Source organism: uncultured Mucilaginibacter sp. (assembly GCF_913773635.1).
Taxonomy (GTDB): Bacteria; Bacteroidota; Bacteroidia; order Sphingobacteriales; family Sphingobacteriaceae; genus Mucilaginibacter.
Map to the genome: position 1 here is coordinate 211,541 of NZ_CAJYGQ010000010.1, position 13,115 is coordinate 224,655.

The window sequence follows — 13,115 nt, forward strand, 5'->3', positions numbered from 1 at the left end:
AATAAGTTAAATATAGCGTAAATGTTAATATTATAAGCGTAGGTCAATAATAACTTTTCCCGTCAATTAAGAGGTCTTGCTTGTCCTCATTGCATACAGCAAAGTTAAATCCCTTCTGTAATGCAAAAGCGCCATACTCACCCTTTTTATTTATGGCTAAAAACCCAACCTGTATTTCCTTGGCAATTTCGGGCTTCTTTTTTACAATGCGCATCACGGCTTCCTTACACGCAGCTTCGGGTGCGTAACCCTGGCGCATAAGCTCAACCACTAAAAAGCTGCCTACGTTGCGTATTACTTCTTCGCCTACACCTGTGGCTGTTGCACCGCCAACTTCATTATCAACATATAAGCCAGCACCTATTATGGGGCTATCGCCCACACGGCCGTGCATTTTGAAAGCCATACCGCTGGTAGTGCATGCGCCTGATATATTGCCTTGCGCATCAATAGCCAGCATGCCAATTGTATCGTGGTTATACTCATTGCCGGGCAGGCCTTTTTTGTTTTCGATGTTAATTATTGGTTTGTATTCAGCTTTTTTAAGCCACTCTTTCCATGCCTTTTCCGAGCTTGGCAACAGTAGTTTTTCTTTTTTAAAACCCTGTTCAACAGCGAATTGTGTAGCCCCTTCGCCAACCAGCATTACGTGCGGAGTTTTTTCCATCACCAGCCGCGCGATGCTTATTGGGTGAGCAATGTACTCCATTGCCGCAACCGATCCGCAGTTGCCTTTCTCATCCATAATGCAGGCATCAAGCGTAACGTGTCCATCTCGGTCGGGGTAACCCGAACGGCCGACAGTATGATTAGTTAAATCAGCTTCGGGAATTTTAACACCGGCCTCAACAGCATCAACAGCACGGCCACCTTTTGATAAGGTTTTCCAGGCTTCCTGGTTTGCCTGTATACCAAAACCCCAGGTTGATATCACTATAGGCAGGCTATGGGCTTTGGTGACCATTTTTGTGTTACCGGCTACAGTTTTTGATATGAGCGAAACTGAAGCCCCTACGGCCGAAAGTTTAACAAATTTACGACGATTGTACATTGAATCAGCAGGTTATTAACGTTGAATAGTCTTTGAAAATACTAATTATCGGTTAAATGTTAAGCGTTTACCTTTTATTGTCTCGTTAAAGTTACCATGTTTATAAATTAAGTTGCCCGATACTATGGTATGAGTAATACTCGCCGGAAATGTAGTGCCTTCAAAAGGACTCCAGCCACATTTATATAAAGTGTTTTGCCTGGTTACCTCCCAGGGCTTATTAAGGTCGGTTAACACCAAATCGGCCCAGTAGCCTTCACGTATAAATCCACGCTTTTCAATCTGGAAACAGGTTGCTACGTTGTGCGCAGTTTTCTCAGCAATTTGTTCAAGCGTCATTTTGCCTTGTTGGTGCAAGGCCAGCAAAGCTGGTAAGGCATGCTGTACCAGCGGCCCTCCCGATGGTGCCTGCAGATAGGGCTGTGCTTTTTCCTCAATTGTGTGCGGAGCGTGATCAGTTGCAATAACGTCTATGCGTCCATCTAATACAGCTTTTAAAATACCGTCACGGTCTTCAGCCGTCTTAACTGCCGGGTTCCATTTTATCAGGTTACCTTTTGTAGCGTAATCGGCGTCGCTAAACCATAGGTGATGCACGCAAGCCTCAGCAGTAATCTTTTTATCTTTTAGTGGGATGGTATTATCAAAAAGCTCGGTTTCCTTTGCGGTAGAGATGTGCAGAATGTGCAACCTTGCGCCGTGCTTTTTAGCCAGTTCAACAGCCATTGATGACGAAAGGTAGCAAGCTTCGGTGTTACGAATTCTAGGATGATAATCAATGGTAATATCATCACCCAATAATTCTTTATAGTGTGCAAGATTGTTTTTGATGGTTTGCTCATCCTCACAGTGGGTTGCAATCAGCATAGAAGATTGCGAGAACAGGTTCTCCAAAGTTCGGGGGTTGTCCACCAGCATATTACCTGTTGATGAACCCATAAATACCTTCACACCGCAAACATTGCGGGCATCGGTACGCAAAACTTCTTCAATGTTATCGTTAGAAGCACCCATGTAAAATGAGTAGTTAGCGAGCGAGTTTTGCTCGGCTATATCATACTTATCTTGCAAAAGCTGCTGGGTTAACGTGTTTGGTACGGTATTGGGCATCTCCATAAAAGAGGTAATTCCACCGGCCACAGCAGCGCGCGCCTCAGTATTTATATCAGCTTTATGCGTTAAACCCGGTTCACGAAAGTGAACCTGATCATCAATTGCGCCGGGCAGCAGATGCAGCCCTTCTGCTTTAATCACTTCATCGGCATGAGCATCAATGTTATTGTCTATACGCTCTATTAAACCATTTTTTACTAAAACATCGGCAACAAACTTTTGGCCTTCATTAACTACGGTAGCAGATTTGATGAGAATGGATGACATGAGGTAAAGGTATGCAGATTTAAATATTTATGGCCTATAAGTTTTAATGTGCCTTCAAATATTTGGACAGCGGTGATTACTCAAGAGCGTTATTAATACCCATAGTTACGGGATAAATACCCTAAAGGCGCCAGAACTGAAACATGTGTTATGTTTATTTCTTATTGAGTAAAATAATTAATCGATATGAAAAACAAACTTATTTTAGTTATGATGCTTGCGCTAAGTGTTTTCACATTTTCGGCATGCTCAGATGATGACGATGATGATGCAATGAAAATGCAGAACCAGATTTTTGTAAATGAAGCAGCAAGCGGCAACATGCTCGAAATTCAGGCTGGTGCTATGGCCGAGCAGAAAGGTGTAAGCCAGCAGGTAAAAGATTACGGTCATCACATGGTTACTGACCATACTACCGCAAGTACTCAGTTAACCACCTTGGCTAATAATGAAGGTTTTACCGTACCAACGCAATTGCTTGAAAAACATCAAACAAAATTAATGCTTTAATGCCATTAACCGGTGTAGCGTTTGATAAGGCCTTTGCCACTTTAATGGTACAATCGCACGAGGAGCAGGTGAACTTATTTGAACAAGCTTCAAACAACGTTGAAGATGACGATCTGAAAGATTTTGCGCGCGAAAAACTGCCGACTTTGAAAGCTCACTTAGAAGAGGCACGCCAACTGAATACAACCGTAAACGCACAATAATAGTAATTGTTGATTTGCCCGGGACGCTGGTATGGCCCCCGGGCATTTTTATGATTTAACATTAGCTAAATGTTATATTGGCTAATGGTTTTGTTGGTAAAATGACCGCTTGCCGACTAACTCAATAACCAAGTACTTTCCCACTTCTTTACTAAAAGCGTATCTTTGCCCGCTATGGGCGTACCTTTCGATGATTTTAAATTTAACCGGCAAATATTAAATGCTGTTGCTGATGCCGGCTATACCGAAACCACACCGATACAGGAAAAAGCTTTTCCGCCTATTTTAAACGGTCAGGATGTGATGGGCATTGCGCAAACGGGTACAGGTAAAACCGCCGCCTACGTATTGCCAATAATCATGAAGTTAAAGTATGCACAGGGTAACGATGCACGTGCGCTAATTCTAGCTCCAACGCGTGAGCTTGCAATGCAAATCGAGGAAAACATACGCAGCTTTGCCGCCAATACCGATTTGCGTACCGTTATATTATACGGAGGCTTGGGCCCAAAAACTCAGATAGAAAATATAAAGAAGGGCGTTGATATAATTGTAGCTACCCCAGGCAGATTTATGGATCTTTATCTTGCCGGGCACATTGTTACAAAGCCACTGCAGGTACTTGTACTTGATGAAGCCGACAAAATGATGGATATGGGCTTTATGCCGCAAATTAACCGCATTTTGGAAGTGGTACCTCGCAAAAGGCAAAATTTACTGTTTTCGGCTACCATGTCTGATAAGGTTCAAACCCTGTCTGGCAATTTTCTTGAATTTCCTACAGTAATTGAAGTTACGCCCCAGGCCACGCCCGCACAAACCGTAACGCAATCACTGTTTCACGTACCAAATGTAAAAACTAAAATAAACCTTCTTAAAAAGCTGCTTGACCGTAACGAGGATATCAAAAAGCTTATTGTATTTACTAAAACCCGTAATGCTGCCGAAGACGTTTATAAGTTTTTAGTGCGTAAATATGATGATCAGCAGGTTAAAGTGTTGCATGCCAATAAAGGCCAAAATACGCGTATTAATTCTATCAACTCGTTTAAAAATGATAATATAAAAATTTTAGTGGCAACAGATGTAGCCTCGCGAGGAATTGATGTGAGTGATGTAAGCCATGTAATCAACTTTGATGTGCCTATTGTTATTGAAGATTATGTTCACCGTATAGGGCGTACGGGCCGTGCGTATCAAAGCGGTGAAGCGGTAACTTTTTGTAACCCGGCAGAAGAATATTACGTTGGCAAAATTGAAAAGCTTATAAGGCAGCAAATTGCCGTGCAGCAAATACCCGAGGATGTTTTTATTGAAGAGACACCTTACGAGGAACGTCAGGAGCAGGCACGTGAAATTGACCTGCAGAAGCGTAGAGAAGACCCTGATTTCAAAGGTGCCTTCCATGAGAAAAAGGAGCGTGTAGAAAAGAAGCCAAAGCTTGGCCACAAGCAGCAGTTGGCAAAAAAACATGGTAAACCAAAAACAACCCGCGGTAAGGCCTTGCGCAAAAGATAATTTTCGGAAAGAATGAAAATCAGAATAACTCCCCTAAACTTTGCCACAGCATTTTTTTTAGTACTGGCATTAATTACATGGCTGTTTAAACCGGCAAGTATTATTGATAAGCAGCCACAGCAGCTTACCGGCGCAATTGCTCTGGTTTTTTTGGTTTACGCTGTGGGCTCGGCTTTCCTGGACATGATTTTTCGTAATTTTTTTAAAGACCTAAAAGCCCTTTGGCTTATTGAGGGCAGTTTTATAGCGCTTACAGTGGTTATATATTTACTTGTAAAATAATAATAGAATAAATGAAAAGAGCTGAGATTAAATTAATTGTAGATCTTGACGATAATAACGTTCCTGAAAAAATTACCTGGGAGTCTACTGATGCTGCAAACAAAGATGCAGTTCCGGTAAAATCTTTTATGCTGGCCCTCTGGGATCATAATTATAAAAATACCATGCGTATTGATTTATGGACCAAAGATATGCCGGTTGATGAAATGAAGAAGTTTTTCTTCGAAACGCTGCAAACCATGGGCGATAGCTTTTTACGTGCTACAGGTGAAACAAATATTGTGGAAGATTTACGCGATTACTGTGCTCATTTTGCCGAAAAAATGGAAATTACACGGTAATCTTTAACCGCTACGAATCTCTTTACAAAAATTAATAGCCCAAACTTATGTCGCCAAAATCGTTTTTGTCATTTGTTGGATTTATATTGTTACTAGCCGGTACATGGTGCCCTCTAATTACCGCTTTTGGCTTAAAAACTTACAATTTGTACGGTTTGGAAAAGGCGTTTGGCATGGTTGTCTTATTAATGGCGGTAGTAGGCTTAGCCTGCATCATATTGCGAAAATTTACTATTGCGCGCCTTGCGGCCTGGATAGGGTTGGGTTTAGTATTATTGGTTTTTACTGCAGCGCAGTTAAAGGTGCATGATTTTTTCAGCTTCATACCATTTAAGGGTATCGCGGGCTTTTTTACACATCAAATAAAATTTAAATGGGGCTGGTACTTGCTTTTTGCCGGCCCTGTTTTAAGCATCCTTGCCAACCCGAAAGAAAGATTTTCGCTAACGCAACAAACGACAACAAATGATGTTAAGTCATGAAATTGATTTAATATGCTGGCGCGTGGAATAAAAACAATATTGTTCCTTATCATTTCTAACACGTTCATGACGTTTGCCTGGTACGGGCACTTGCGGTTCAAAGATTTTCAATGGGCAAAAAATTTACCGCTTATAATGGTGATTTTGCTTAGCTGGGGTATGGCTTTTTTTGAATACCTTTTCCAGGTACCTGCCAACAGGGCCGGTTTCCAGGAGGAGGGAGGCCCCTTTAGCTTATTACAACTCAAAGTAATTCAAGAGGCACTTACCATTACCATTTTTATGATATTTACCACGCTGTTTTTTAAAACCGAGAAAATTGCCTGGAACCATATGGTAGGTTTTGGGTTGATTATGCTTGCCGTATTTGTAGTTTTCAAGAAGTGGTAACTATAATAGGTAATTCCTCGTACGAAAAGATTTTTATTTCAACATATTTTGATTTATTGTTAGCTTTGATTCGTTAGTCTCGCAAGGGCTGATATTACATTCTTATCCTATAAAATGCTTAAGTTAAACTTCCGCACGCAGGTCTTAATTGGCTTTGCGTTATCCATTGTGCTGGTATTTATAGTCGGTATATTCTCTTTCCGCAGCATCAACCAGCTTCAAGATAATCAAAAATCTGTAGAGCATAGCCAGGAAATTGTAACTACATCACGCAATGTATTACAAAACCTTATTGACGCTGAAACCGGTATGCGCGGTTACGTGGCAACAAACAAGCCTAAGTTTTTAGATCCGTATAATGCTGCCTTGCCACGTATCAGTCAAAACTTATCAAAGCTCGAGAGTTTGGTTATTAACGATGCCGACCAGCAAGGCAACGTAAACATGCTGTTTACGTTAACCAACAACCAGTTGGGGTTAATGAAAACCAATGTTGAGAAGCGTGACGACTTAGGTCTTGAGTACATGGTGGCTCACGATATGCTCATCAATGGTAAAGCGTTAATGGATAGCATACGCACAACTATTGAAGAAATTAACCGGGTTGAGACACGTTCTTTAACATTAGGAAAAGCACAAACAACAGAAGCTGCTTATTCAACTATTTTAACTATAACCACGGGTTCAATAATTTTTCTCATCATTATTGTTGTATTATTCTTTTATATACAAAAGACATTTGAACAGCAAAAGAAAATTGAGGCAGAGATTAAAGATACCAATATTGAGCTTGGAAAAGTACTTGCCAATAATGAACAGCAAAACTGGCTGCTCACAGGCATAGGTTTGCTAAACGAGAAAATGCAAGGGCAGCAAAATGAAAAAGAACTTGCCGAAAATGTACTAAATGAGGTTTGTAAATATACTAACGCCCTAAGCGGAACTTTGTATTTATACAATGAAAGTGATGAGCATTTAGATCTTTATTCTTACTATGCATTCCATGATTTAAGTGTGGTGAAACCCAAAATCAAGCTTTCCGAAGGTTGGATGGGTCAGGTAGCTCAGGATCAAAAGTCGGCCACCATTAAAGGCAATTTGAATGATAAGCTAAAGCTGCAAACGTCAATTATTGATCAGGAGCTTGCTGAGATACTTATCGTGCCATTCTTCTTTGACAAAAAGCTTAAAGGCGTAATGGAAGTTGCGTTCCAGCAGCAGGTTAAGGAAGTTGATAAAGAGTATATTTTAGCTGCAGCCGATGACATAGGCATAGCCATTAACACCGCACAGGCTCGCACCATAATGCACGATTTGTTTGAAGAAACGCAGCAACAAGCCGAAGAGTTGGAAGCACAGCAGGAAGAAATGCGTGTAACTAACGAGGAGCTCCTGAACAAAACTGAGATGCTGCAGGCTTCGGAAGAAGAGTTGCGCGTTCAGCAGGAAGAGCTGCGTACCATCAACGCCGAGCTTGAAGAAAAGGCCAGCTTGCTTGAAGAAAAAAATCAAGCTATCGAAGAAGCTCGCGAAGCCATAAACCTAAAGGTTACGGAGCTGGAAACTACCGGCAAATACAAATCGGAGTTTTTGGCCAATATGAGCCACGAGTTGCGCACACCGTTGAATAGTATATTGGTGTTAGCGCGTATATTAAAAGATAATAAGACAGATAATTTAAGTGAAGATCAGATTAAATACGCCAGCGTAATCTTTAACGCCGGTAATGACCTACTTACGCTTATCAATGATATTCTTGACTTATCAAAAATTGAATCGGGCAAGCTTGATTTAAATTATGATGACATCCGTGTGTCTGAAATCTTGAAAGACATGGAGATGCTCTTTGCCGAAGTTGCCGGTAATAAAAATATAAGCTTCACCAATCAGGTAACTAACGTGCCTGATGTTATATTCACTGACAAGGTAAGGGTTGAGCAGGTAATTAAAAATCTTCTTTCAAACGCCTTCAAGTTTACTCCTGAAAATGGCAGCATAGCTATTAAGGCGCTACCTGGTAAAAATGAGGGAACCATTAGTTTTGCCATTAAAGACAGTGGTATAGGTATAGCTCCCGAAAAGCAACGAATTATTTTTGAAGCATTCCAGCAGGCCGATGGATCAACCAGCCGTAAGTACGGCGGCACCGGTTTAGGCCTTTCGATAAGCAGGGAATTAGCGGCGCTTTTAGGCGGAGAAATTACGCTAACCAGCGAGGTTGGCCGAGGCAGTGAATTTATTTTAACAATTCCTGTGACAGGTACGCCAACAGCCCGCAGCGAAGAAGAACCACAGGTGCCAACGGTTGAAAGCTTTAAACCTGTTTCTGAGCCGCTAAAACCGGCTTCACAGGCCCAAATACTTAAACCAGGCCGCACAACTCCGCTGGTTGTAATTGTTGAAGATGATAAAAACTTTGCCGACATATTACAAGATTACGCCCGTGACCATGGATATGATGCCCTCATGCTAAATGAAGGTACCAATGCTCCTGAGTTTATCAAAGACAACATGCCTGATGCCGTAATACTTGATATTATGTTGCCGGGTAAAGATGGCTGGCAAATATTGAAAGAGTTGAAAGCAGATGCTTCTACCAAAGATATACCGGTTCACTTAATGTCTGCCGGTGAGGCGGCTGCAAATCGGGTGCGTAAAGAGGGTGCTATAAGCTTTATGAAAAAGCCTATAAACACCGAAACGCTTGATAAGCTCTTTAACGATATGATGAGCCAAAGTGGTGTTTCGTTTAAACAAATACTACTGGTTGAAGATCACGAGGCGCAAAGTCAGGCATTGAAGGACCTGATGCAAAAACAGGGAATTACGGTTGATCAGGCATTCAATGGCCAACAGGCATTCAACATGCTGCAGCAAAATGAATATCAGTGTGTAATACTGGATTTGAACCTACCGGATGAATCGGGCCTTGACTTACTTGACCGTATCAAAGCCATTGAGCGTTTTGCCGAGCTCCCGGTAATTGTAAATACAGCTATGGAACTGGATAAAACATCAGTTAACCGCCTGATGCAGTATGCCAATGCCATGGTAATGAAAACCAACAAATCGGCCGATAGGTTGATTGATGAGGTTAACTTATTCCTGCACAAGGTAAGCTCGTCACCTTCATTAGAATCAGCTCCAAAAGCCTCTGCTGCAAACAAAGGGAAAGACAGCCTTAAAGGTAAAAAAGTGCTTATTGTAGATGATGATATGCGTAACATATTTGCCTTAAGCAGTGCATTGCAACAATATGATTTAATTGTTGAGATAGCCAACGATGGCGATGAAGCGCTTGAAAAACTTGAAGCTACCGAAGGAGTTGATATTGTGTTAATGGATATTATGATGCCAAAAATGGATGGCTATGAGGCTACAAGACAAATAAGAAAACAAAACAAATGGAATAAATTACCTGTAATAGCACTAACGGCCAAAGCTATGAAAGAAGATAGAGAGAAGTGTTTGGCCGCCGGCGCTAATGATTACATAACTAAACCAATTGATATGGATCGTTTGATATCATTGATGCAGTTATGGCTAGAGGGGTAATTTATGATGAATGAAAGTACAGACACGCAAGGTTTAACACCTGTAGAAATAGATGAGCTTGTTAACGTTGTAAAAAAAATACATGGTTTTGATTTTTCGGGTTATTCAAAAGCTTCACTAAAACGGCGCATAACGCGTATTATGCAGTTAAAGAAGCTTGAGTTTTATGACCTCAAGCATCTTTTAATTAACGATGCGGCGTTCTTTCAGCACTTTTTGGAAGAGGTTACCGTGAACGTTACTGAGATGTTTCGCGACCCTTTGTTTTATAAGGCGCTGAATGCACAAGTTTTACCTTACTTGTCAACCTTTCAGCATGTGAAAATTTGGAGCGCTGGTTGCTCGTCGGGCGAGGAAGCTTATTCATTAGCTATTTTACTGCGTGAAGCCGGATTACATAAAAAATCTTTTATATACGGTACCGATATAAATACAGAGGTGCTGAAGGAAGCAAAGAAGGGTATTTATAGTTTGCGTAAAATTAAGTCATACGCGGAAAACTACCAGTACAGTGGACTGCCAGGCACAATTACCGATCATTTCACCATTTTATATGATGCAGCAACCGTACAGGCCGAATTGAAGCAAAACACATTGTTCTCGGTTCATAACCTGATATCTGACAATGTTTTCAACGAGTTTCAAATGATTAGTTGCCGTAACGTATTCATCTATTTTGAATCGCATTTGCAGGAAAAGATTTTGGACTTGTTTTACAAAAGTTTGTGTCCGTTAGGTTTTTTGTGTCTTGGCAGCAAGGAGGCCATACGCTCTGATGCATTCAAGAGGCGTTTCAAGACAGTAAATTCTAAAGAAAATATCTATCAGAAAATTGGAGCTTAATAACGATATTAAAAATAGGTGGCATAACTCCAAAGTTTTGTTGCTTGCGGGTTCGGCCGGGTCGTTCAAGCTATTGTTTCATGCAGTTAAAAATTTTCCTGCCGACTTAAACAAAACGGTAATTATCATCATTCACCGTAAAAAAAATTTTTTTAGTGAAATTGAAAAACTGTTTGCCGAAAATAGCCGTATGTACCTTCGCGAGATAAGCGATAAGGATAAGATAGATAGTAATACTATTTACATAGCACCGGCAAACTACCATACGTTGCTTGAAAATGAAAAACAATTTAGTTTAGATGTATCAGAAGCCGTCTGGTATTCTAAGCCATCTATCGACGTAACGTTTGAAAGTGCTGCAGACGTTTTTAAAGACAAGTGCACAGCGGTGCTTTTGTCAGGAGCCAATCAGGATGGGGCAGAGGGGTTGTTAAAACTGCGTAATAACGGGTCGCTTACTATAGTACAAGATCCGGCTGATGCAGAGATGAAGGATATGCCTGCGGCTGCGATAAACATTAATGCAGCAGATTACGTATTAAGTTCAAATCAAATATTTCAGTTATTACAGGTTTAGCTTATCATATTTGTACCTTTACCCACTTATTATGAGTGTTGTTAATATTTTAGTTGTTGATGATAGGGAAGAAAATATTGTTGCGTTGGAGGCTTTGCTCCGCCGCGATGATATTAATATCATATCTACTACATCACCAAATGAGGCATTGCGTATTGCCTGGGAAAACCAGATAAGCATTGCCCTGGTTGATGTGCAGATGCCCGAGATTGATGGCTTCGAGTTAGTGGAGATGCTTAAGGCAAACCCGCGAACTAAAGACATACTCATCATATTTGTAACAGCAATTTCCAAAGAATCAAAGTACGCAGTAAAAGGGTTTGGTACAGGTGCAGTTGATTACTTGTATAAGCCACTTGACCCTTATATAACATCAGCCAAAGTTGATGCATTTATCCAGTTAGCCCAATACCAGAAAGACATCAGGGAAAAGAATGAGGAGTTGCAGAATTATGCCATAATGGTTAAAAATTCTGCTGATATCATTACCACTGTTGATGCTAAAACCTTTCGCATACTTTCAATAAATCAGGCTGTTAAAAAGTTGTTAGGCTATCAGGTTAATGAGCTTGAGCAAACAAGTATTGTTGATATGGCCGTGCCGGACGATCAGCCAAAACTGCGTAAAAAGCTTTCAGAGATTGTGAATAACAACATGAGCTTTGCAGTAGCCGAATATCAATTAGAAACGTTTGACAAGCGTACTATTTGGGCCGAGTGTCGTATTACTTATAATAATAAAATATTATTTATTAATATAAGTGATGTTTCTCCACAAAAAAGCTATCAGCAGGAACTCATTAAATCAAAAGAAGCGGCCGAGCACTCGCGCAAGGTTAAAGAAAGTTTTTTGGCCAATATGAGCCATGAACTGCGCACACCCGTAAATGGTATTGTTGGCCTTACAAACATGCTGCGCAAGGGTGAACTTAACGAGCATCAACGAAATATTGTGGATTTACTTGATGTGTCGTCGCAGTCACTATTAGGAGTTATTAATGACGTGCTTGATATCTCAAAAATTGAAGCCGGTAAATTTAGCATTATTCGTAAGGCTAATGATGTGCGCCAGGTTGTTCAGTCCACATTTGATTTGCTGAAATACAAAGCCGACGAGAAAAACATTGATTTGCTGTTGGAGATTGATAGCGATGTGCCTCAATGCTTGCTTTTTGATGCCTTACGTCTCAATCAAATTGTAATGAATTTGCTTAGCAATGCCATTAAGTTTACGGAGCGCGGCTATGTTAAGCTTGTACTATCGGTGTTGCAAAAGGTTGATAGTAACGTTAAAATCAAATTCAGTGTTATTGATACCGGTATTGGTATAGCCAGTGACCGACTTGCTAAAATATTTGATTCTTTTGAGCAAGCTGAAGACGATACACTTATAAAATACGGCGGTACAGGCTTGGGGCTTACCATTGTTAAAAAGCTTATTGAACTAAAAGGAGGCGAACTTACCGTAAGTAGCCAAATTGGTAGCGGCAGTGTGTTTAACTTCACTAACTGGTATGCTGTTGCTGACGCGCCTAAGCCCGAGAAGGCTGGGGGGGGTAAGCAAAGAAGCTTAATGCCATTTACAGATGTACACGTTTTAGTTGCTGAAGATAATCTGGTAAACCAGTTCATGATGTCTAAAATGCTTAAAGATTGGAACGTAAACTTTGAGATAGTAGACAACGGACAAAAAGTGCTGGATAAATTGCTGGCAAAAGATTTTGACCTGATATTGATGGATACGCATATGCCCGAAATGAATGGGTACGATGCCGCTAAAAACATCCGTATGAACTTTGCCGAACCTAAGCGCAGTATACCAATCATATCGCTATCGGCAGCCACGTTTGACCATGAGCAGCAGCAGGCGCTCTCAGCTGGTATGAATGATATTTTATCTAAACCTTTTCAGCCATACCAACTACACGAAAAAATGCAACATCTGCTTGAGATATCAAAGGGTAAACAGTTAGCTTAAATTAT

Annotated in this window: 11 protein-coding genes and 1 pseudogene; 10 read left to right on the forward strand and 2 right to left on the reverse strand. The window is 40.8% G+C overall.

Annotated features, from left to right (window positions below; all coding sequences use genetic code 11):
* Positions 1-43: 43 nt before the first annotated feature.
* Together QZ407_RS13045 and QZ407_RS13050 are read right to left on the reverse strand one after the other, a co-directional pair.
* Positions 44-1,051, reverse strand: a complete 1,008-nt coding sequence (locus QZ407_RS13045; protein ID WP_295771790.1) for a N(4)-(beta-N-acetylglucosaminyl)-L-asparaginase — start codon at positions 1,049-1,051, stop codon at positions 44-46.
* Between the two features lie 45 nt (positions 1,052-1,096).
* Complete coding sequence (locus QZ407_RS13050) at positions 1,097-2,431, reverse strand: dihydroorotase (RefSeq protein WP_295771792.1); 1,335 nt, start codon at positions 2,429-2,431, stop codon at positions 1,097-1,099.
* Between the two features lie 321 nt (positions 2,432-2,752).
* Between QZ407_RS13050 and QZ407_RS13055 the strand changes: the two are divergent.
* The 10 genes and pseudogenes from QZ407_RS13055 (at position 2,753) to QZ407_RS13100 (ending at position 13,110) form a co-directional block, all read left to right on the forward strand.
* Positions 2,753-3,144: pseudogene (locus QZ407_RS13055) on the forward strand (DUF4142 domain-containing protein).
* Positions 3,145-3,318: 174 nt separating this feature from the next.
* Complete coding sequence (locus tag QZ407_RS13060; RefSeq protein ID WP_295771794.1) at positions 3,319-4,662, forward strand: DEAD/DEAH box helicase; 1,344 nt, start codon at positions 3,319-3,321, stop codon at positions 4,660-4,662.
* A 12-nt stretch (positions 4,663-4,674) separates the two neighbouring features.
* The gene (locus QZ407_RS13065) at positions 4,675-4,944 is read left to right on the forward strand and encodes a hypothetical protein (RefSeq protein WP_295771796.1); all 270 of its coding nucleotides are present in this window, start codon (positions 4,675-4,677) and stop codon (positions 4,942-4,944) included.
* Between the two features lie 11 nt (positions 4,945-4,955).
* Positions 4,956-5,285, forward strand: coding sequence for a gliding motility protein GldC (gldC, locus tag QZ407_RS13070; protein ID WP_295771799.1), 330 nt, complete (start codon positions 4,956-4,958; stop codon positions 5,283-5,285).
* Between the two features lie 47 nt (positions 5,286-5,332).
* Positions 5,333-5,767: a hypothetical protein gene (locus QZ407_RS13075; RefSeq protein WP_295771800.1), complete on the forward strand. Its 435-nt coding sequence runs from the start codon at positions 5,333-5,335 to the stop codon at positions 5,765-5,767.
* A 12-nt stretch (positions 5,768-5,779) separates the two neighbouring features.
* On the forward strand, positions 5,780-6,157 hold the full coding sequence (locus QZ407_RS13080) for a DMT family protein (protein ID WP_295771802.1): 378 nt from the start codon (positions 5,780-5,782) through the stop codon (positions 6,155-6,157).
* Between the two features lie 114 nt (positions 6,158-6,271).
* Positions 6,272-9,712: a response regulator gene (locus tag QZ407_RS13085; RefSeq protein WP_295771804.1), complete on the forward strand. Its 3,441-nt coding sequence runs from the start codon at positions 6,272-6,274 to the stop codon at positions 9,710-9,712.
* A 3-nt stretch (positions 9,713-9,715) separates the two neighbouring features.
* Positions 9,716-10,555 carry a protein-glutamate O-methyltransferase CheR gene (locus QZ407_RS13090; RefSeq protein WP_365335268.1) on the forward strand — a complete coding sequence of 280 codons (840 nt, stop codon included), beginning with the start codon at positions 9,716-9,718 and terminating at the stop codon, positions 10,553-10,555.
* Positions 10,545-11,132 carry a chemotaxis protein CheB gene (locus QZ407_RS13095; RefSeq protein ID WP_295771805.1) on the forward strand — a complete coding sequence of 196 codons (588 nt, stop codon included), beginning with the start codon at positions 10,545-10,547 and terminating at the stop codon, positions 11,130-11,132. Before QZ407_RS13090 ends, QZ407_RS13095 begins: the two co-directional genes overlap by 11 nt.
* A 31-nt stretch (positions 11,133-11,163) precedes the next feature.
* Complete coding sequence (locus tag QZ407_RS13100; RefSeq protein WP_295771807.1) at positions 11,164-13,110, forward strand: response regulator; 1,947 nt, start codon at positions 11,164-11,166, stop codon at positions 13,108-13,110.
* Positions 13,111-13,115 lie beyond the last annotated feature (5 nt).

Excerpts from the sequence above, each read along its gene's own strand:
- gldC (WP_295771799.1), top strand. The coding sequence starts at position 4,956 with ATGAAAAGAGCTGAGATTAAATTAATTGTAGATCTTGACGATAATAAC.
- QZ407_RS13100 (WP_295771807.1), top strand. The coding sequence starts at position 11,164 with ATGAGTGTTGTTAATATTTTAGTTGTTGATGATAGGGAAGAAAATATT.
- QZ407_RS13045 (WP_295771790.1), bottom strand. The coding sequence starts at position 1,051 with ATGTACAATCGTCGTAAATTTGTTAAACTTTCGGCCGTAGGGGCTTCA.
- QZ407_RS13075 (WP_295771800.1), top strand. The coding sequence starts at position 5,333 with ATGTCGCCAAAATCGTTTTTGTCATTTGTTGGATTTATATTGTTACTA.
- QZ407_RS13085 (WP_295771804.1), top strand. The coding sequence starts at position 6,272 with ATGCTTAAGTTAAACTTCCGCACGCAGGTCTTAATTGGCTTTGCGTTA.
- QZ407_RS13090 (WP_365335268.1), top strand. The coding sequence starts at position 9,716 with ATGATGAATGAAAGTACAGACACGCAAGGTTTAACACCTGTAGAAATA.
- QZ407_RS13050 (WP_295771792.1), bottom strand. The coding sequence starts at position 2,431 with ATGTCATCCATTCTCATCAAATCTGCTACCGTAGTTAATGAAGGCCAA.
- QZ407_RS13060 (WP_295771794.1), top strand. The coding sequence starts at position 3,319 with ATGGGCGTACCTTTCGATGATTTTAAATTTAACCGGCAAATATTAAAT.
- QZ407_RS13080 (WP_295771802.1), top strand. The coding sequence starts at position 5,780 with ATGCTGGCGCGTGGAATAAAAACAATATTGTTCCTTATCATTTCTAAC.
- QZ407_RS13065 (WP_295771796.1), top strand. The coding sequence starts at position 4,675 with ATGAAAATCAGAATAACTCCCCTAAACTTTGCCACAGCATTTTTTTTA.